26 protein-coding genes are annotated in these 18,403 nt (G+C 51.9%); 22 read left to right on the top strand and 4 right to left on the bottom strand.

Features of this window, described 5'->3' with window-relative positions; translation table 11 throughout:
* Positions 1–71 precede the first annotated feature (71 nt).
* Both AC4IC4_RS13185 and leuE read left to right on the top strand, forming a co-directional pair.
* Entirely contained in the window at positions 72–245 is a 174-nt protein-coding gene (locus tag AC4IC4_RS13185) for a YciY family protein (RefSeq protein WP_021240326.1), read from the top strand.
* A gap of 111 nt (positions 246–356) precedes the next feature.
* Positions 357–992, top strand: coding sequence for a leucine efflux protein LeuE (leuE, locus tag AC4IC4_RS13180; protein ID WP_023312092.1), 636 nt, complete (start codon positions 357–359; stop codon positions 990–992).
* A 109-nt stretch (positions 993–1,101) separates the two neighbouring features.
* On the opposite strand, the gene AC4IC4_RS13175 is transcribed toward leuE, so the two are convergent.
* Positions 1,102–2,112 carry a phage integrase gene (locus AC4IC4_RS13175; protein WP_491471296.1) on the bottom strand — a complete coding sequence of 337 codons (1,011 nt, stop codon included), beginning with the start codon at positions 2,110–2,112 and terminating at the stop codon, positions 1,102–1,104.
* 96 nt (positions 2,113–2,208) lie between these two features.
* A complete protein-coding gene (locus AC4IC4_RS13170) occupies positions 2,209–2,508 on the bottom strand; it encodes a helix-turn-helix domain-containing protein (protein ID WP_202783860.1) in 300 nt (99 codons plus the stop codon).
* A gap of 124 nt (positions 2,509–2,632) precedes the next feature.
* On the opposite strand from AC4IC4_RS13170, the gene AC4IC4_RS13165 reads away from it, so the two are divergent.
* The 9 genes from AC4IC4_RS13165 (at position 2,633) to AC4IC4_RS13125 (ending at position 9,396) form a co-directional block, all read left to right on the top strand.
* Entirely contained in the window at positions 2,633–2,908 is a 276-nt protein-coding gene (locus AC4IC4_RS13165) for a regulatory phage cox family protein (RefSeq protein WP_059354248.1), read from the top strand.
* A 166-nt stretch (positions 2,909–3,074) separates the two neighbouring features.
* Positions 3,075–3,575: a replication protein B gene (locus AC4IC4_RS13160; RefSeq protein WP_491471295.1), complete on the top strand. Its 501-nt coding sequence runs from the start codon at positions 3,075–3,077 to the stop codon at positions 3,573–3,575.
* A gap of 66 nt (positions 3,576–3,641) precedes the next feature.
* On the top strand, positions 3,642–3,851 hold the full coding sequence (locus tag AC4IC4_RS13155) for a DUF2732 family protein (RefSeq protein WP_491471294.1): 210 nt from the start codon (positions 3,642–3,644) through the stop codon (positions 3,849–3,851).
* 31 nt (positions 3,852–3,882) lie between these two features.
* The gene (locus AC4IC4_RS13150) at positions 3,883–4,146 is read left to right on the top strand and encodes a DUF5405 family protein (RefSeq protein WP_491471293.1); all 264 of its coding nucleotides are present in this window, start codon (positions 3,883–3,885) and stop codon (positions 4,144–4,146) included.
* 1 nt (position 4,147) lies between these two features.
* Entirely contained in the window at positions 4,148–6,427 is a 2,280-nt protein-coding gene (locus tag AC4IC4_RS13145) for a replication endonuclease (RefSeq protein WP_491471292.1), read from the top strand.
* A 474-nt stretch (positions 6,428–6,901) separates the two neighbouring features.
* A complete protein-coding gene (locus AC4IC4_RS13140; RefSeq protein ID WP_220719449.1) occupies positions 6,902–7,057 on the top strand; it encodes a hypothetical protein in 156 nt (51 codons plus the stop codon).
* 35 nt (positions 7,058–7,092) lie between these two features.
* A complete protein-coding gene (locus tag AC4IC4_RS13135; RefSeq protein ID WP_491471291.1) occupies positions 7,093–7,401 on the top strand; it encodes a helix-turn-helix domain-containing protein in 309 nt (102 codons plus the stop codon).
* Positions 7,379–8,329 carry a reverse transcriptase family protein gene (locus AC4IC4_RS13130; RefSeq protein WP_220719513.1) on the top strand — a complete coding sequence of 317 codons (951 nt, stop codon included), beginning with the start codon at positions 7,379–7,381 and terminating at the stop codon, positions 8,327–8,329. The genes AC4IC4_RS13135 and AC4IC4_RS13130 overlap by 23 nt, the downstream gene beginning before the upstream one ends.
* A 158-nt stretch (positions 8,330–8,487) precedes the next feature.
* Complete coding sequence (locus tag AC4IC4_RS13125) at positions 8,488–9,396, top strand: DUF2971 domain-containing protein (RefSeq protein ID WP_220719453.1); 909 nt, start codon at positions 8,488–8,490, stop codon at positions 9,394–9,396.
* A 321-nt stretch (positions 9,397–9,717) separates the two neighbouring features.
* Here the strand turns inward: AC4IC4_RS13125 and AC4IC4_RS13120 are convergent, their stop codons facing one another.
* Both AC4IC4_RS13120 and AC4IC4_RS13115 read right to left on the bottom strand, forming a co-directional pair.
* Positions 9,718–10,743 carry a phage portal protein gene (locus tag AC4IC4_RS13120; protein ID WP_491471290.1) on the bottom strand — a complete coding sequence of 342 codons (1,026 nt, stop codon included), beginning with the start codon at positions 10,741–10,743 and terminating at the stop codon, positions 9,718–9,720.
* 1 nt (position 10,744) lies between these two features.
* Positions 10,745–12,514 (bottom strand): terminase ATPase subunit family protein, encoded by a 1,770-nt coding sequence (locus AC4IC4_RS13115; protein ID WP_491471289.1) that lies wholly within the window; start codon positions 12,512–12,514, stop codon positions 10,745–10,747.
* A 166-nt stretch (positions 12,515–12,680) separates the two neighbouring features.
* Between AC4IC4_RS13115 and AC4IC4_RS13110 the strand changes: the two genes are divergently transcribed.
* The 11 genes from AC4IC4_RS13110 to AC4IC4_RS13060 all read left to right on the top strand — a co-directional run bounded on the left by AC4IC4_RS13110 (position 12,681) and on the right by AC4IC4_RS13060 (position 18,397).
* Positions 12,681–13,535 carry a GPO family capsid scaffolding protein gene (locus AC4IC4_RS13110; RefSeq protein ID WP_491471288.1) on the top strand — a complete coding sequence of 285 codons (855 nt, stop codon included), beginning with the start codon at positions 12,681–12,683 and terminating at the stop codon, positions 13,533–13,535.
* A gap of 55 nt (positions 13,536–13,590) precedes the next feature.
* Positions 13,591–14,685, top strand: a complete 1,095-nt coding sequence (locus AC4IC4_RS13105) for a phage major capsid protein, P2 family (protein WP_149278411.1) — start codon at positions 13,591–13,593, stop codon at positions 14,683–14,685.
* A gap of 3 nt (positions 14,686–14,688) precedes the next feature.
* The gene (locus AC4IC4_RS13100; RefSeq protein ID WP_491471287.1) at positions 14,689–15,444 is read left to right on the top strand and encodes a phage terminase small subunit; all 756 of its coding nucleotides are present in this window, start codon (positions 14,689–14,691) and stop codon (positions 15,442–15,444) included.
* A 99-nt stretch (positions 15,445–15,543) separates the two neighbouring features.
* Entirely contained in the window at positions 15,544–16,050 is a 507-nt protein-coding gene (locus tag AC4IC4_RS13095; RefSeq protein WP_048998837.1) for a head completion/stabilization protein, read from the top strand.
* Positions 16,050–16,253 (top strand): tail protein X, encoded by a 204-nt coding sequence (locus AC4IC4_RS13090; protein WP_023333101.1) that lies wholly within the window; start codon positions 16,050–16,052, stop codon positions 16,251–16,253. Before AC4IC4_RS13095 ends, AC4IC4_RS13090 begins: the two co-directional genes overlap by 1 nt.
* Positions 16,244–16,465 carry a hypothetical protein gene (locus tag AC4IC4_RS13085; protein ID WP_001354073.1) on the top strand — a complete coding sequence of 74 codons (222 nt, stop codon included), beginning with the start codon at positions 16,244–16,246 and terminating at the stop codon, positions 16,463–16,465. The genes AC4IC4_RS13090 and AC4IC4_RS13085 overlap by 10 nt, the downstream gene beginning before the upstream one ends.
* Positions 16,449–16,958, top strand: a complete 510-nt coding sequence (locus AC4IC4_RS13080; RefSeq protein ID WP_491471286.1) for a lysozyme — start codon at positions 16,449–16,451, stop codon at positions 16,956–16,958. Before AC4IC4_RS13085 ends, AC4IC4_RS13080 begins: the two co-directional genes overlap by 17 nt.
* Positions 16,955–17,380, top strand: coding sequence for an Rz-like lysis system protein LysB (gene lysB / locus AC4IC4_RS13075; protein ID WP_063145448.1), 426 nt, complete (start codon positions 16,955–16,957; stop codon positions 17,378–17,380). Before AC4IC4_RS13080 ends, lysB begins: the two co-directional genes overlap by 4 nt.
* Positions 17,268–17,513, top strand: coding sequence for an Rz1-like lysis system protein LysC (gene lysC / locus AC4IC4_RS13070; protein ID WP_491471285.1), 246 nt, complete (start codon positions 17,268–17,270; stop codon positions 17,511–17,513). Before lysB ends, lysC begins: the two co-directional genes overlap by 113 nt.
* Complete coding sequence (locus AC4IC4_RS13065; protein WP_155687024.1) at positions 17,476–17,943, top strand: phage tail protein; 468 nt, start codon at positions 17,476–17,478, stop codon at positions 17,941–17,943. The genes lysC and AC4IC4_RS13065 overlap by 38 nt, the downstream gene beginning before the upstream one ends.
* A complete protein-coding gene (locus AC4IC4_RS13060; protein WP_491471284.1) occupies positions 17,936–18,397 on the top strand; it encodes a phage virion morphogenesis protein in 462 nt (153 codons plus the stop codon). Before AC4IC4_RS13065 ends, AC4IC4_RS13060 begins: the two co-directional genes overlap by 8 nt.
* Positions 18,398–18,403 lie beyond the last annotated feature (6 nt).

Here is an 18,403-nt window from a genome sequence, read left to right as displayed (position 1 = left end):
GGTTTGCCGCAGGGTTGGGTTTATAATGGCCTTTCTTTTAGAGAAAAAGTGTTAGAGAAAGAGTTGTAGACATGAAGCGCAGTAGAACAGAAGTAGGGCGCTGGCGCATGTTGCGACAGGTGAGTCGTCGCAAGGCTCGTTGGCTGGAAGCACAATCCCGCCGCAATATGCGTATTCACGCCATCAGAAAATGTGGAATGACCCGGCATCGCAACGCGTTGCTGTTCGCAGTCCAGGATATCTGAGTACCATGAGGGCACCGTAATGGTGCCCGCTGATTTTATAGAGTCTGATTTTTAGGAGTAGCGTATTTGCAGCGCTATTCCTGCTGTATTGAGCAAAAGGAGGGAGAAGAAGTGTTTGCGGAGTTTGGCGTACTGAATTTCTGGACGTATGTTGTAGGCGCGTTTTTTATCGTGCTGGTACCGGGGCCGAATACCCTGTTTGTGCTGAAAACCGGGATTGGACACGGCGTTAAAAAAGGGTATCTTGCCGCCACAGGCGTATTTATCGGTGATGCGGTTCTGATGTTTCTTGCCTGGGCGGGTGTCGCAGCATTAATCCAGACCACGCCGGTGCTGTTTAACATCGTGCGATATCTCGGCGCCTTCTATCTGCTGTGGCTGGGGGGCAAAATGCTCTGGTCGGTGGTGAATCGTCAAAAAAACGCCCATGAGAGCGGCCCCGAACCTGCCAGTATGATCATGAAACGTTCGCTGGTATTGAGCCTGACCAATCCCAAAGCGATTCTTTTCTACGTATCGTTCTTCGTTCAGTTTATTGACGTGAACGCACAGAGCACCGGCACCTCTTTCCTTATCCTCGCGACGACGCTTGAGTTGATAAGCTTCATGTACATGAGCTTCCTGATCTTCTCCGGTGCGTTTGTCACGCGTTATCTCAAAACGAAAAAGAAACTGGCAAAGCTGGGGAACGGGCTCATAGGGCTGCTGTTTGTCGGGTTTGCGGCGAGGTTGGCGTCGCTGCATTGATGAATGAAAGGCTCCTGCGGGAGCCTTTTTAATGTCTGGCGTAGCTGGAAAGCCGCACCAGACAAGGCTTCACGTTTTACTACTAGCAGTCAAAATCCATAAAAAGCGGCTAGGGTGTGGACACATTGTGGACACTCTGACCACCATTAGCACCCTTCAACGGGTTAAGCGAAATCGCGTCCTGCAGGTACTGAGGAGCGAAGTGCGCATAGACCATTGTCTGCGCGATTTTCGTATGACCTAAGATCCTCTGCAGTGTGATGATATTGCCCCCGTTAATCATAAAGTGCGTGGCAAAAGAGTGTCGTAGCGCATGTGTTGCTTGCCCCGCTGGTAAGTCGGGCTTAACTTCTTTGAGGATTCGCCTGAATTCAGCATAACTGGCATCAGGAAACAGAAAGCCTCGTGCTTTGCTGACTACGTAAGCCGCAACGTCATCAGAGATCGGGACCGTGCGCGGTGTGTTGGTTTTCGTCTTAACGAAAGACACCCGGTTATGAATCACGTTCTCCGCTTTCAGCCTTGCAGCCTCACCCCATCTAGCCCCGGTACTCAGACACAAGACGGCAATTTTACGATTATCTCCTGATAGCGCTGCCAGTAAGGCGTCAATTTCCTCAAGAGTGAGATAGCCCGTTTCGGCAGTCTGCTCTTTCAGTTTTTTGAACCCCCTAAACGGATGCTCTCCGTTATACATTTCTGACTCAATCAGGGTAGTAAACATCCCACCTAATGTAATCAGGTCGCGGTTGATGGTAGTTGGCTTAATACCTTCAGCCCGGCGTTGAGCACAATATTGCGTTATCAGGCTCTTGGTGATCTGGAAAGCGCATGGGTTACCGGTCATCGTTTCGAAACGCTCAATTTTCCTGAGATACGATTGACCGTGTTCCTCGTGTTTACCTTTCAGCTTCCACCATAACTCTTTCAGTTCTGACAGTTGGCGTTTGTCCGTGGGTTTTGAAAGCCATTCCTTTGAGTGATGGTTATATTGAATATGCTTTTCAAAAGCCATCGCCTCGCTTTTCTTGTCGAACTTCCGACGGATGCGTTTTCCGTTACGCCCGGTCGGTCTAATGTCCACTTCATATCGACCATCATCGAGCTTTTTAACAGACATAAAGCCTCCCGATGATGTTACTGCTTACTTCAATTTCCTGATTTAAATAGCAAAAACTCACTGTGCATTTACTGCACAAATAAGCGCCATAAATAGTTAGCCAGTTTTCTGGTCTGAGTGGGATGACGTTGTTGTCTGCTGCCCAAAGTGCGCGAGAGCCGGTGCAATCTGCCCAGCTTCGGGTGTTATTTGATCAGTCATAAACCACAAGGTGTATTTCGTGAAGCGCGGATGCTGGAGGATTTTCATGATTTGTTCGACTCCCGGCTTTTTGTCACCGGCTTCATAACTACAAAAAGAACCGTAAACGATTCCAGTTAACTCACTGAATTGTCGCCTATTTAACCTTTCTGACTCTCTTATCAGCTTGATTTTTTCATGGATCTGTATTGACATAAAATCACCTATAGTTGAACATTATCACCTATCGTAGATTTATCTATTCGATAGATGAATCACCTTTTAGAGCAACTAAACCCTATTTAGAGCAATTAATCACACTAAAGGAGAATCGTAACAGATGACTAACCAGCTTGTAAGCAGAACAGATGCGGTTCCATATCAGGAATTCGCGCGCCTTATTGGTAAAACACCTGCAGCCGTTAAAGGCATGATTGAAAAGGGCAAGCTTCCTGTAGTCGAGATGACTGATCCGCAGTCAACGAGTGGGCGCGCAGGGGAATATTGGGTTTATCTGCCTGCCTGGAACAAGGGTATGAAGATGGCATATGACAGCCGCCCGAAGGAAATTCGTGATGGTTGGCTGATGTGGCTCGGATTAGGGGAGCCAGTATGAATAGTGAACCTCGCTGTATTGCGCAGTTGCTTCGAATAGAAAGTCCTAATCCTACCAACTTCACTATCACTCACGGTCGTGGACGTAAGGGCATCATCATCCGAACCCGAAAGCCGGGCGTTATCGAGAAGCTTCGGCGCCTGGTCAAAAAGAGAGGACTGTGGTTATGACGGTAATGACACTTGATGTGATCCAGAAGCAACCAACAGCACTTCGCGGTTTAGTCTGCAAGTATCTGGCTCAGCCTCGCTGGCAGGACACTTGCGATTTTTACAATCAGATGATGGAGCGGGAGCGTCTTACGGTTTGTTTCCACGCTCAATTAAAACAGCGGCACTCTGTCATGCGCTTAGAGGAAATGACCGAAGCCGATCGTGAGCGTCTTGTTTGTGCGCTTGATGAATTGAGAACTGCATTCACCCGGTATCGTCAACTTGGCGCGTCAAAAGCAACTTTCATCAGCCGCCTGACCGTCAGCCAAAGGCGCTCATTGTTTCTTCATGCTGGACTGACAGAGCGGGAATTTATGATGCCGCACTGGCGTTTGAATGAGGAGGACTGTTATTGGCGTGACAAACTTTTCCGCGCTCTGCGAGAGCTGTTCAGCCTTTTTGAGTACGCACCAACCATTTTAACCTCGGTAAAACCTGAGCAGTATTTACATTAATTAATCTGGATTCGATTTATTACGCGCCTTACAGCGTGGGGACTCCTTTTGTCTGGAGATAGGCAAATGCAAAAGCAAGATACAGCGCAGCGGGGGATGTATTCGGCACTTCTGGCGCAGGCAGTAAGCGAGGCACAGCGCGACCTCGCGACACGTTTCTCTTCTCGATTTGACGGGCTTATCGCGCATATCAGCAAGTCTGAGCTCAATCGTACCGAGATTATCGAGTTATTAGGTCAAGAGTCGGCAAATCTGCACAACTCAATTTTCGATTGAGCGGACTAACCACTTTTAAAAGGAAGTCAGAATGAGCATACGCATCGAGATAAATAACCAGTACGTCATCACCAGTGACCGCTATCAATTCATTTTGCAGGAGAAGAAGACCGCAACATCCGGGAAGAACAAAGGCAAGGATTGGCTGGACGTTGTGGGTTACTACCCAACTATCCCTAAGCTTATCTCAGGCCTGATATTGCATGATCTTTTGACCAGCGATCTTATTGGCTTCTCAGCTTTGGAAGCTCGAATTGAACGCCTGGGGAAGCAATGTCTGGACGCCTTCAAATAGTATGTCCATCGAATCTCGGGGGCGTATTGCCCCCTCGCCACCACCACCATTTTTGAAGGGCACCAGTGATTCATTCGTTGGTGCTTATCCCTGGAATAACGTCACTAAAGAGGCCATTGGCCGCGACAGACCCCTTACACGTGCCGAACTTCGTCAGGTGCAAGGTGTTTTAAACCGGATTGACCGTCTGCCGTTTTTCCTGCAAACGCTGTTTACATCGCGTTATAACTTCATCCGCCGTAAAAAGAGCCCTTTAGGTGGGCTCTATTTCCTTAAAAACACCTTTGAGCGCAAGCTGCTGCCACGTCTTGAGCGTGTTAATGAGCTGTGCGGGATGAATGAATCCGCCTCGATTGGGTTTCTGTCCGAGCGCGACAAGTATGCGCGATTACCAGATATGAATGATAAAGAGCTAAGGAAATTTGCGGCCAGAATCGCCTCTCAGCTCTGGAGCAAATACGAGGAGTTAAGCGACGCCTGGGCGGAGGCTCACGGCGGGAAAGAGACACTTTTCACCGATGAAGCTCAGTCGCACCTATACGGGCAAGTGGCCGGTATTGCTCGCGCATTTAACATCACCCCGATGTACTGGAAAAAATACCGTAAGGGTCTGATGACGATCCGCATGGCATTTTCCGCTATTTCCCGCCTGATTAAGGACGAATGGTGGGTTAACCAGCTTAAGGCGCAGCGGATGCGTTGGCGCGAGGCGCTTCTCATCGCTGCCGGTGAGGTCAACAAAGACCGTTCACCTTACGCAAGCAAAATGGCTATTCGCGATGTCCACGCGCGCCGCCTGGCTAATCTTGAATACCTAAAATCATGTGAGCTGGAAAACAAAGTCACCGGCGAACGTATCGACCTAATCAGTAAGGTCATGGGGAGTATTTCGAACCCTGAAATACGTCGTATGGAGCTGATGAATACTATCGCTGGGATTGAACGCTACGCGACCAGCGTGGGTGACGTAGGGATGTTTATCACGCTGACCACGCCATCGAAGTATCACCCGACCCGTCAGGTTGGCAAAGGTGAAAGCAAAACGGTGCAGCTCAATCACGGCTGGAACGAAACAGCATTCACACCCAAAGACGGCCAGCGCTATCTATGCCGAATCTGGAGCCTGATGCGTACAGCTTTCAAAGATAACGATTTAGAGGTTTACGGGATGCGCGTTGTCGAACCGCACCACGACGGCACGCCACACTGGCACATGATGCTTTTTTGCAAACCCGGTCAGCGTAAAGCCATTAACGAAATTATGCGTTGTTATGCCCTCAAAGAGGACGGACACGAAAAGGGCGCGTCAAAACAGCGCTTTGAGTCACGCCATCTTAATCAGGGCGGAGCGGCGGGTTATATCGCTAAATACATTGCAAAAAATATCGACGGTTACGCGCTCGACGGCCAACTCGATCACGACACCGGCAAGCCTCTGAAAGATACGGCCGCAGCCGTCACAGCATGGGCGTCAACATGGCGTATCCCTCAGTTTAAACCGATTGGTCTCCCGACGATGGGCGCTTACCGTGAACTGCGCAAACTGCCGCGTGGGGTGAGTATTGCCTGCGAGTTTGACGACAGGGTCGAGGCCGTGCGAGCTGCTGCAGATGAGGGGGACTTTGAGCGGTACATCATCGCGCAGGGTGGAGCAAACATGCCGCGTGATGCTCAGGCGGTCAGGGTCGCCCGTAAGGTGACGGATGAGGTCAACGAATACGAGGAAGATATCGAGAGGGTTGTCGGGATTTATGCCCCTCATCTCGGGGCTAATCGTGTCCATGTAACCCGTACAGCCGAATGGCGCATCGTTCCAAAGGTTTTGGCCGTTGAGCCTTTGACCTTAAAAAGCGGCTCTGCCGCGCCTCGGAGTCCTGTCAATAACTGTGGAAAGCTCACCGGCGGTGACATTCCTGTTATGACCCCCACGCCGTCTGAGCATGCCGCAGCGGTGTTAAATCTCCTTGATGGCGGGGTTATCGCATGGGATGACCCCGAAGTCGTGACGGCGCTCAGGGGCGCACTAAAACACGACGCACCGTGCCCAAATCGCCAGCAAAGAAGCGGCGAGCCATTAAAACCGCATAAGATAGCGCCATCAGGGCGAATGACGAAAGCAGAACGGTCGCAGATTCCGCGCATCCGCTTCGAGCTGGCGCAGCAGGGCATCACCCCGCAGCGGTGGGAGCTTCAGGCGCTCGCGCGTGGCGCTACGGTGATGTTTGGCGGGCAAAAATTCTTTTTTCCGATCGCTGATGAATGGCTGGGATTCAATATTTAACTCAACCTCTCTATAAATGTTCCACCTTCCGGAACTAAACCGATAGAGTACAATCTCATTGGTGTTGGGTTTGAACATTTTTGTTATACATGAAAATTTCCTCTTATTCCCATTTACTATTAAATTTCATTAGTAATGACAATAAGGTATATCAAAATGAATTATGCACAGCGGATTACTTGCTATGATGCTGATATTGGTTAGTTAGTGAGATAAATCGCCATCAATTGGGTATTGATTACCCGTGGAAAGCAGATGCTTTCTAACCTTTACCCCGCGCAACGCCCCTGAGCGACGCAGCTCGCGAGAGTCATCGTATGTCCAGGTGGTATGGCGTATGGGTATTCGAACCCTTTGGGCGACCAAGGGTTCGTGGAGCAGGGGGCTAGTGCTGTTCAATCTCATCCTTATGAGGGCGAACCATGGTGCTTGAGTGAACATTCGTTCGCACACCGTGGGCATAAGGAAAAAGTCATGAAGAATGATAAAGTAACCAACGAACAGCAGGCGCAGAGCAAGTCAAACCGGAAAAAGTGGGCTGCTTATGCTTGGGAAGCGATTAAATGGGGTATTAGACTGTTTGATTTAATCACACGCTTAATGGACTACTTCGAAGGAGGAGATAAGTAATGCGTCCTCCCTAGTTTCAATAGCAGGAGTTGCCAATGTTACATAAAGCCCTTCGTTTGATAAGGCAATATCACAAAGAATCATTAGTCGAGTTATCAACATCTTTAGACATTCCCAAAGAAAAGATAGTAGAACTAGAAAGCGGAGTATGGTCACCGTCGATTGAAGTTTTACAGAAATATGCATCCCACTTCGACATACCAGTATCCTCTTTAGTTTTTTTCTCAGAATCATTAGGTACGCAAGGACGTTTATCTAAGCGGCTGCGTTTGAATTTGGCTGGTAAAGTTTTGGATGTTGTCGAGTGGGTAAGTGAAAAAAATGAAAAAACGGAAAAAGCTTAAGATCTTCACGAATAATAAATCTTATGGCGTAATGGATTCGCCGTTTTATAAACTCAAAAGCAAAAAAAAACTAGCATGCCTTCTATGTGTTGATACTAATGATTTATATGCTTTAAAAAAAGATGAAGGTAACTATTCCGTTTTTGAACAATTATCTAAAAAGGGTAAGCCACGGAAAATACAAAAACCTGTTGATAAATTAGATGTGGTGCACACACGAATTGCCAGTCTATTATCTCGTATCGCTTTGCCAGAATACTTGCACTCGGGTAAGAAAAAATGCTCGAATGTAACAAATGCAAAAGCTCATCTTAATCATGAAAAGATGATGACCTCTGATATTAAGGCATTTTTCCCATCAACAACAAGAAGTATGATATTTTCATTTTTCTTTTCTGTGATGAAAATGTCATCTGACGTTGCAGATATATTGTCGCATATATGTACTTGTCATGAGCGTTTACCAACAGGTAGTAGAATCAGCATGCCTTTGGCCTACTTTGCAAACTCCAGAATGTTTTGTGAGATTGATGAACTATGCCGAAAACTAAGGATTAAAATGACTGTTTATGTCGATGATCTTACATTTTCAGGAGCTAATGTAAATCGATTATTTTGCGCTGTAGTTCGTAAAGTGATTAGCAAGCATGGCCATAATATGCATCCAACTAAAACGAAGTTGTATGCAAAAGATAAACCAAAATTGGTTACTGGAGTGATTGTCTTCGGCGACTGTTTAAAAGTTAGGAACGAGCAGCATAGGTTAATGGCTAGGGATATTGAGTATTGGAAAATAATTAAAGATGCTGAAAATGCGAGGGATACACCGATTGCTAAAACGCTCTTTGGTCGATTGCATTCAATGGGGGTTATTGAGCAACGCTATAAATCGAAAGTTCTTACTTTAAAAGTCAATACTGCAATCTGAATATATATATCTACATTCAAAGTTTAAAGAGTTTCTGTCTGTTTTAGATGACTTATCACAGAAATCCCACTAACGCTGAAACTAGGTTTCGGTGCTGGCGGGTTTGAACAACGAGTAAAACGAGGCGTTAGAATCAATTTTAAGATGGATGCAATGTTATGAGTAAGAATACAATCATACCAAAGGTTCTTTCTGAGCGCGGCTTTACAAGCGAAACTCATGCGTTCCGGTACCGCCCTGATGCAACCACTAAAACAGGTGATTTGGAGCGTAATTATTCCATTGAAGAAATTTCAAGTGCTGTAATATGGCACGCAGCCATTGGAACGCTGAATGACCCGTTTGAAGCATATGCAAAAAGCAATCGAAATGAATTGCAGGAACTCAGCGAGAATGAATGGTTCAAGCTTTGGGCTAATTGTTTCGCAAGACATACATTCCCTCAGCCATATCGGAACACCATAAGCACTAATGAATTGTTGAAGCATTTCAACTCTAATATATTGATTGAAAAATTATTCATGATTAATAGGTTTGAGGAGTATGATTTCTTTGGCGATTTCATAAATGATTTTAGAAATACAGTGGCCATTGCATCGTTTACTGAAAAACCTGACAATCGCCTCATGTGGGGGTATTACTGTCAGGGGATGAAAGGGTTTTGCATTATATATAATAGAGAGCGACTTATTAAATCGCGCATTAGACTTGATGCGGTGGAGTATGGGGAGGCTGGCATTGAGGTAAATGCAATGGATCATGCATACTCATATAGGACAAAAAGGAATGATGAAGTATTAATAAAAATCCCAAAGTTTAAACATGAAGAATGGCTTCATGAAAGTGAGTTGAGGAGCTTGTGTCAACTTGAGGGCGATGATATTGGTTTGGGTCGGGCGCTCCACCTTGAAAGTAACTGTGTTGATGGTGTAATCATCGGCAGCAAAGCCACGCCAGCGACGCGTATAAAATTGGAAGAGTTGTCAAAAGAGCTAAAATTCCCCCTGTTCCTAGCAGAAGCAAATCTTGAAAAATTCATCGTAGAAATATCAGTATACCCAAAATGAGTCTTTTTTCTATGCATGCATCAGGTGCATTGTTTTGCATGCGTAGGGACTACCCGTTTTGGCCATGCGCCACCACAGCTGGCGTGGATCCAGAGTGGTCATGCAACTGCATTAAAACCGACCCATAAAGAGGGCAGGCGAGGCGGGGATAGCACTGCGCGCCTGACGTGGTGACAGGATTTATTTTGCGCGTCTGTGCGCGTCGTGGTGGCGTGATGAGTGATGAGGTCAAATCGTGAGGCGGTGGCGGGGTTGCGTGGCGTTTGCCGCGTCTGGTGAGCTCTGAGGATGTGCCGCCCGGAGGCGGCATTTTGGGCGGGATTAATCGGTCTCAATGTTGTAATCCTTAAAGCGGATCACCTCCATCCCGAGCCAGTCATTTATCTCTTTGAAACGCTCCTGTAGCGGAGTCAGCTCGTTGCGCACAAACACGCGCGCCACCTTCTCGATATCGCCCATCGAGCCGATATTTTCAGGCTTGCCGCCCATGAGCTGGAACGGCACGCGGTGCGCATCGAGCAGGTCAGCGGCGCTCACCTTCTTAATGTTAAAAAAATCATCCTTCGTGGCGACTTCACTCAACGGCACAATCTTAATACCATCCGGTTTCCCGTTCGGGGCGTAGAAAAACAGATTTTTAAAATTCCCGAGCCCTTTCGAGTCACGCATCGCGGAGCGCAGCGCCTCGACGTCGGTGCTACTTTGCGCCGCATCGGTCACGTACATGATGTAACCCGCATGTGCGCCGTTCTGGTAATACTTGCGACGAAACAGCGTGGCGGACTCATTCAGCCAGGCGGAATTGAGCGCGCTCAGGTATTCCGGCATCCCGTAGAGTTCCTGATTGATATCGGGCTCAAGCAAATGGCACACCGAACCGGGTGCGAACTGGTGCGGGTGCGTATAGTCCGACACGTACCAGTAAACGCCATCCTCTACACCACGGCGGGTGTATTTGGCCGGGGAGGTTTCCAGTTTAAAGAGCTGGCCGGTCACGCTCATGCGCTTTTCGAGATAGCCGTTTGCAAACACCAGATAATCAAGCACAAGGCGGCTGAAGTCCTGACGCGACAGCAACGGATGCGGGATAAAGGTGCTGGTCAGAATGTTGCGCTTTACGTAAATCGGGGAGCTGTGATGTACGGCGGCGCGCAGGCTTTTTGCCAGTCCCGAGAAGTTGACCGGCGGCTCGTACCATTTGCCGTTATTGATGCACTCGACATAGTCGAGGATGTCGCGGCGATCCAGAACGGGTGACGGCTCACCAAAGGTGAACGCCTCCATTTTCTGTGGCGCGCTGGCGGTCATGCTGGTCTGTTTTGGCTGTTTCTTTAGGCGTTTTTTCATCTTAGTTAATATCCAGAATTGAACTTGATTGCATACCGCTACCGGCGGAAAGCGGCTCGTTTAACAGCGCGTGCATGGTCGCCCATGCGATATCCGCGTGGCTGGCTTCCTCGCTGCGGCTGGCTTCATAGGTGGCGCTGCGGCCGCTGCTGGTCATGGTTTTGCGGATAGCCATAAATGACTGCGTGATGTCGGTTGCACCGGCGTCGTATTCCAGACACCCGCGGCGAATGGTGTCTTTTGCTTTCAGCACCATTGCGGTTTTCATTTCCGGCGTGTAGCGGATGGCGCGCGCCGCCGGGAAGAATGAGCGCACGAGCTGGTAAACCCCCTGGCCGATGCCGGTCGCATCGATGCCGATGTAGTCGACGGTGTATTTCTCGGTCAGCGCACGGATGGCCTCAGCCTGCGCGGCAAAGTCCATGCCTTTCCACTGGTGACGCTCAAGGATGCGGAACTTGCCACCGGCAACCACCGGCGGAGCCAGTACCGCACAGCCTGCGCTGTCGCCGGTGTGTGAAGGGTCGTAGCCAATCCAGACCGGGCGCCAGTTAAACGGACGGTCAGCGAACGGCTCGAAGTCCTCCCATTCTTCCATCGCATCGACCATGCAGCGCTGCAACTCCTCGAACGGGAATACGGACGCCTTATCGTCGACGAACTCGCACATAAACAGGTTACGGAAGTCATCCGCGCTGTTTTCCTGCTTAAGCTGGTCGAGGTTAAACAGGGTGCAGCCACCGGCGAGCGCGTCCTCAATGGTGACAATCTGCCGCCACTGACCGTCCCCGCACAGCACGCCACCGGCGAGCGCCTGATGACTGATATCGATGTCGACACGTTCGTCGCGGTTGCTGCGGCCACGGTTAAACAACTCGCCAGACCAGAACGGGTAAGCGCCATGAGCCAGCGTCGACGGGGTCGAAAAATAGGTTGTGCGCAGGTGTGATTGTGAGGCCATACCGGAGGCGACTTTGCGCAGCTTCTGGAAATTTGGTATCCAGAAAATTTCATCGACATACAGGTCGCCGTTATGGCTCTGCGCGGTGTTGGAATTGGTACCGAGAAATATCAGCTCAGCGCCATTGTTGCCGATGACGATCGGGTCGCCTGACAGGTCGACGTCAACCAGACGGGCAAAGGCGATGATGTACTTTCGGAACACATACGCCTGCGTTTTACTCGCCGATAAAAATATCTGATTTTGCCCGGTCTTAAGCGCGCGCAGGAGTGACTCGCGCGCAAAGTAGAACGTCGCGCCAATCTGGCGGGATTTCAGGATGTGGCGGATGCGGTGCTCTAACCCCGCTTTATGCCAGCGGAGCTGATAGTCAAACGACTGGTCGAAGAAAATCTCTTCCAGCTTTTCAATCGCTTCATCACTGAAGAAATTGCGTTTCGGCTTTTTGCGATCCCCTTTGTTACGGCTGGCGATATTGGGGTTTAAATCCACCTCGTTTCCGGTCTGGCCGTAGCGGTTAATGCGCGCGAGCCGTTCCATCTGGCGCGACAAAAAATCCGCGACTTTGAAGTCATGCGCGGTCAGGTCTGGCTTAGCGTAGAGCTGGATAAGCCGCGCCTCTAATGTCGATTCCACGCGGTTAATCGGCGCGGTTTCTTCCCATCCATCCCGCTGTTTCCAGCTCTGCACGGTCGGGCGCTTGAGCTGCAGCATGTCGCAGATTTGCGGCACGGCGAACCCCTGCCAGTACAACAGTCGCGCCTGTCGTCGCGGGTCATTTAACACAGAAAGGTCAGTTGAAATGGTCATGCTTGCCTCGTTTTTGGTGTGACGTGGCAAGGCTAAGGAAATAGGGGGGTATTCGCGCTAAGTGACTGTTGTATCAGATCTAACAGGAGCGCAAACGGTGGCTGATGCGGGATGGAGTCGGGAAACTAATCCCGACCCGAAAACCTAACATCAGGACACCTGAACAATGGCAAAGAAAGTTTCTAAATGGTTTCGCATCGGCGTCGAGGGTGACACCTGCGATGGCCGTGTCATCAGCGGCGATGATATTCAGGATATGGCTGACACGTTCGACCCGCGCGTCTACGGCTGCCGGATTAACCTCGAACATATCAAAAGCCTGTTACCTGACAGCCCGTTTAAACGCTATGGCGATGTGACCGCGCTCAAGGCGGAGATTATCAGCGATGACTCTGCGCTTAACGGCAAAAAGGCGCTGTTTGACAAAATTGCCCCGCTTGACGAGCTGGTCAGCATGGTGCGCGCCGGGCAGAAGGTTTACACCTCCATGGAGATCCGCCCGAACTTCTCAAACAGCGGCAAGTGCTACCTCATCGGGCTTGCCGTCACCGATGACCCGGCAAGCCTCGGCACCGAATACCTCGAATTCTGCAGCCGCGCCGCGCAGAACCCGCTCGCCGGTAAAAAAGACCAGCCGGACGACGTTTTCTCTGTGGCCTCACTGGCTGTACTGGAATTTGAAGACGTCCCCGACACCATGCTCAACAGCCTGACCGATAAGGTTAAGGCCATTTTCAGCCGCAAGCAGGCCAGCGATGACGCGCGTCTCGCCGATGTGCATGAGGCCGTGACCACCGTCACCGAGCTAGTGCAGACCAACCTCACCGCCACCGACCAGCGCGTCACCGAGCTGGAGACCGAACTGGCGCAGCTTAAGCAGGACGTGACCAGCAAGGCCGAAGAAAGCGCGCAGGCGTTTAACGATCTCAAAAGCTCCCTCGATAACACCGAAAGCCAGCGCCAGCCGCGCCGCGAGCTTTCAAAAGGCGGTACGGGCGACGAGCTGCTGACCAACTGCTGATAAAACGCCGGGCGTGCTGCCCGGCCTGACCCCTTTTACCCGAACAGGAAAAACCATGCGTAAAGATACCCGCTTCAAATTTAATGCCTACCTGTCCCGCGTCGCGGAGCTGAACGGCGTTTCCACCGATGATGTGGCGAAGAAATTCACCGTCGAGCCGTCGGTCACGCAAACTTTGATGACCACCCTGCAGATGTCATCCGCGTTTCTGACCAAAATCAACATCGTGCCGGTCGACGAGCTGAAAGGCGAAAAGGTCGGGGTCGGTGTTAACGGAACAATTGCGAGCACTACCGACACCACCGGTGATGATGAGCGTAAGACCGCTGACTTTACCGCGCTGGAGTCGAATAAGTACGAGTGCGCCCAGATTAACTTTGACTTCCATATCCGCTACAAACAGCTCGACCTGTGGGCGCGATTCCAGGACTTCCAGACCCGTATCCGTGACGCCATCATCAAACGTCAGTCCCTCGATTTCATCATGGCCGGTTTCAACGGCATCGAGCGTGCGGCGACGTCCGACCGTAAAAAAAATCCGATGCTGCAGGACGTGGCCGTTGGTTGGCTGCAGAAGTACCGTAATGAAGCGCCAGCGCGCGTGATGTCGAAAGTCACCGACGAGGACGGCACAGTCATTTCCGACGTGATCCGCGTGGGTAAAAACGGTGACTATGCGAACCTCGACGCGCTGGTCATGGATGCCACCAGTAACCTGATTGATGAGATTTATCAGGATGACCCGGAGCTCGTCGTCATCACCGGGCGTAAGCTGATGGCGGATAAATATTTCCCTATCGTCAATCAGGAGCAGGCAAACACCGAATCGCTGGCCGCTGACATCATCATCAGCCAGAAGCGAATCGGCAACCTGCCAGCAGTGCGCGTGCCGTATTTCCCGGCAGATGGACTGATGGTCACGCGTCTCGATAACCTCTCTATCTACTTCATGGATGACGCGCACCGTCGCGCCATCATCGAAGAACCGAAAAAAGACCGCGTAGAAAACTACGAGTCAATGAATATTGACTATGTGGTCGAGGCTTACGCCGCAGGTTGCCTGATTGAAAATATCAAGCTCGGAGACTTTACCCCACCGGCAGCGCCGGAAAGCGCTTCCGCGCCAGCTGCACCGGAAAGCGGAGAGTAAGCCATGACGAGTCCCGCAGCGCGTCACATGATGCGGGTCTCGGCCTCTGAAACAGCGCAGCGGGCTGCCGTCCCGCTGCGCAATGCAACTGCCTATGAGCAGATGCTCGTTAAGCTGGCCGCAGACAACCGCACTCTGAAACAAATCCGATCCAATGAGCGCAAGGCAGACCAAAAGCGCGAACTGCTGCCGTTCTATCTGCCGTGGGTCGCTGGCGTCCTAGAAAACGGCAAAGGTGCGCAGGATGACATCGTCATGACGGTGATGCTCTGGCGTCTCGATGCTGACGATATCGCCGGGGCGCTGGAAATTGCCCGTTATGCCATGACCTACGGCCTGACCATGCCGACCGGTCGCCGTCCGACGCCTTACCTTCTGGCCGAAGAGGTGGCACTGGCCGCGCAACGCCTGCGCGGTGCGAAACAGCCGGTCGAACTGTCGAACCTGCTCGACACCCTCGCGCTGACCGAGCGCGCGGATATGCCCGACATCGTGCGCGCGAAGCTGCACAAAATCACCGGCTACGTGCTGCGTGATGCGGAGCAACTACCGGAGGCGCTGGCGCACCTGCAGCGTGCGATCCAGTTAGAGAGCACCATCGGCGTTCGAAAAGACATTGAGCAGCTAGAGCGCCAGCTCAGGCCAAAACCCGAACCGGCACCGAAAACCAAAACGACTCAACCGCGCACGCGCAAACCTGCCGCTAAACCGGCGGCACGGCGCGGGCGTCCACCAAAGGCGGCAAAAGCCGCTGGTTAACCGAGCGCTCCCCGAGCCGGGCGGCACGCCGGTCAATGCGGGTATTAATTGCCCTGACTGCGATCGGCGTCCACCGCCCACCCATTACCCGAGGTTGTCATGACGACGCTGATTATTGAGCCAAAAAAAGAGCCGCAGGATGTGCCGGGCGTGGTGATACCGCCACCGGGCGTGAGCGAGCCGGTAATCAAAAACACCCCGTTTTTTCCTGACGTGGATCCGAAGCGCGTGCGGGAAGAAATGCGACTGGAGCAGACCGTTTCCCCCGTTCGCCTGCGCCGGGCGATTAAGACCGCGATCGCGGAGACTAACGCGGAGCTGAGCGACTGGCGCGAAAGTCAGCTCGATGCCGGTTACGCCACGCTGGCGGATGTCCCGACCGACGAGCTCGACGGCGAGAGCGTGCGCGTTTTCCACTACTTCAACGCCGTGTGCTCGATGACGACGGCCACGCTTTATGAGCGTTTTCGCGGCGTGGATGCGACCGCCAAAGGCGACAAAAAGGCGGACAGCATCGACAGCACTATCGATGAAATGTGGCGGGATATGCGCTGGTCTGTGGCGCGCATCCAGGACAAAGCGCGCTGCATTGTGGGGCAAATCTGATGAAAGCGTATGCGCTGCAGGGCGACACCCTCGACGCGATTTGCGCCCGGTATTACGGGCGCACTGAGGGCGTGGTCGAAACCGTCTTAGAGGCTAATCCCGGCCTGTCTGAGCTCGGTGTGATCCTGCCGCACGGCACGGCAGTAGAGCTGCCCGAGACCGAGAGCGCAGCCAGAACCGAAACGGTGAATCTATGGGACTGAGTATGGAAAAAATCACCACGTTTATCGCCTACTGGCTGGCCGTGGGGCTGGCGTATGTCGGGGCAATGTCCCCCGAAAAGATGGCGCTTTACGTGGGCGGCGGATGCGCCATTTTTACCGCGCTAACGAACTACTGGTTTAAGCGCAAGACGTACCTCTATCTGACATCGCTCGGACTCGATAAAGGGGCTATTCGTGAAATCAATCGTTAAAAAATGCAGTGTGGCCGCCGTGCTGGCGCTGGCAGCGCTGATGCCTGACTTTCGTCTGCTTAACACCTCGCCCGGGGGGCTGGCGCTGATTGCCGACCTCGAAGGTTGTCGCCTGACGCCTTACCAGTGCAGCGCGGGAGTGTGGACGTCGGGCATCGGCCACACTGCAGGCGTCGTGCCAAAGGGGGAAATCACCGAGCGGCAGGCGGCGGCGAATCTCGTCGCGGATGTGCTGAACGTCGAGAAACGTCTGGCCGTATGCGCGCCGGTGAAAATGCCGCCGCAGGTTTACGACGCGCTGGTCAGTTTCTCATTCAACGTGGGAACCGGCGCGGCCTGCCGGTCGACGCTGGTCTCGTTTATTAAGCGCCAGCAATGGCCGCAGGCGTGCGACCAGCTCACCCGCTGGGTTTACGTGAATGGCGAAATTAACAAGGGGCTGGAAAACCGCCGCGCGCTCGAGCGTGCTTACTGCCTGAGGGGGATTCAATGAAAGTGATGTTGTTTTTACTGGCCGCGCTTATTGCGGTTGTGCTCTGGCAGCGTCATGAAAACGGCAACCTGACGCGCTCGTTTGAACGGGCGAACAGGGTCGCCACGGAACAAAAAACCGCAATCGGAATGCTGAAAAATCAGCTTTCCGTTTCGCAGGGAATTGCCAGGCGAAATGAAACCGCGCAGGTCAGTCTACGCGGCGAACTGCTGGCCGCCGGTGCAATGGCCGTGCGGCGTGAACAAACCATTACGAGGCTGATAAATGAGAATGAAACCTTACGCCGCTGGTATAGCGCTGAGCTGCCTGATGTTGTGCGTCGGCTGCACACCCGCGCCGCCTGCGCCTCCGCCGGTCATTGTTTACAGCGCCTGCCCGAAGGTGAGCTATTGCCCGATGCCGGGAAACGACCCGGCCACTAATGGCGACCTGAGCGCCGATATTCGCAGGCTTGAGCACGCGCTCGCCGCCTGCGCGCTGCAGGTTGAAACCGTCAAAGACTGTCAGGATAAACTCGATGAAGAAAGCACGCAGCCTGCGCGAAGCGCTGATTAAAGCCGTTCCGCAGCTTGAAACAAACCCCGAAATGATGCGCATCTTTGCCGATGAGGGGAATATCGATGCGCGTCTCGCGGCCTCGCTGTCGCATGAGAAAATTTACACCCTGAATGTGATCGTGTGTGACTTTGTGGGCGACCCTGACCTGATTTTCGTGCCGGTGGCCGCATGGCTCAGGGAAAACCAGCCGGATATCTGCACGCTCGATGACGGCCGCAAAAAGGGCTACCGTTTCCAGATGGATTTGAACGACGGGGACAGCGTCGATATCAGCATCAGCCTGCAGCTCACCGAGCGCACCCTTATCAAGGAGGAAAACGGCGCGCTGCACGTAAGCTATGCCCCTGAGCCGCCGCTGCCGGAGCCCGTCCCCCGGCCAAAGGAGCTCTATATCAACGGCGAACTGGTGAGCAAATGGGATGAGTGACTTTAAGCACTTTGACGACAGGCTCAATGGTCTGATTGCTGCCCTGTCACCGGCAGCGCGCCGGAAGCTGGCCGGGGAGATAGCAAAGGAGCTGCGTAAGTCGCAACAGCAACGTATCAAACAGCAAAAAGCCCCGGACGGCTCGCCATATCAGGCGCGAAAGCGCCAGCCTCTCAGGGCTAAAACCGGGCGGATTAAACGGGTAATGTTTCAGAGGCTCCGCACGAGTCGGTATATGAAAGCCAGTGGTAGCATGAATGATGTTGTTGTGGCTTTCACTGGCAAGGTGCAACGCATCGCGCAGACTCATCAGTGGGGATTGAAAGACCGGCCAAATCGGCATGCTAAGGATATGCATTACCCTCAGCGCCAGTTACTAGGCTTTAATCAGTTAGATAAAAGTTTGGTCGAAGAGCTGATGTTTGAGTGTCTTAGTAATAACACAGTTGCTTAAAATGCT

The sequence above is a fragment of the Enterobacter sp. Taxon_2 genome, from assembly GCF_058355295.1.
Note: the sequence above shows the minus strand (reverse complement) of the source record. Positions and strands in the feature narration are given on the sequence as shown.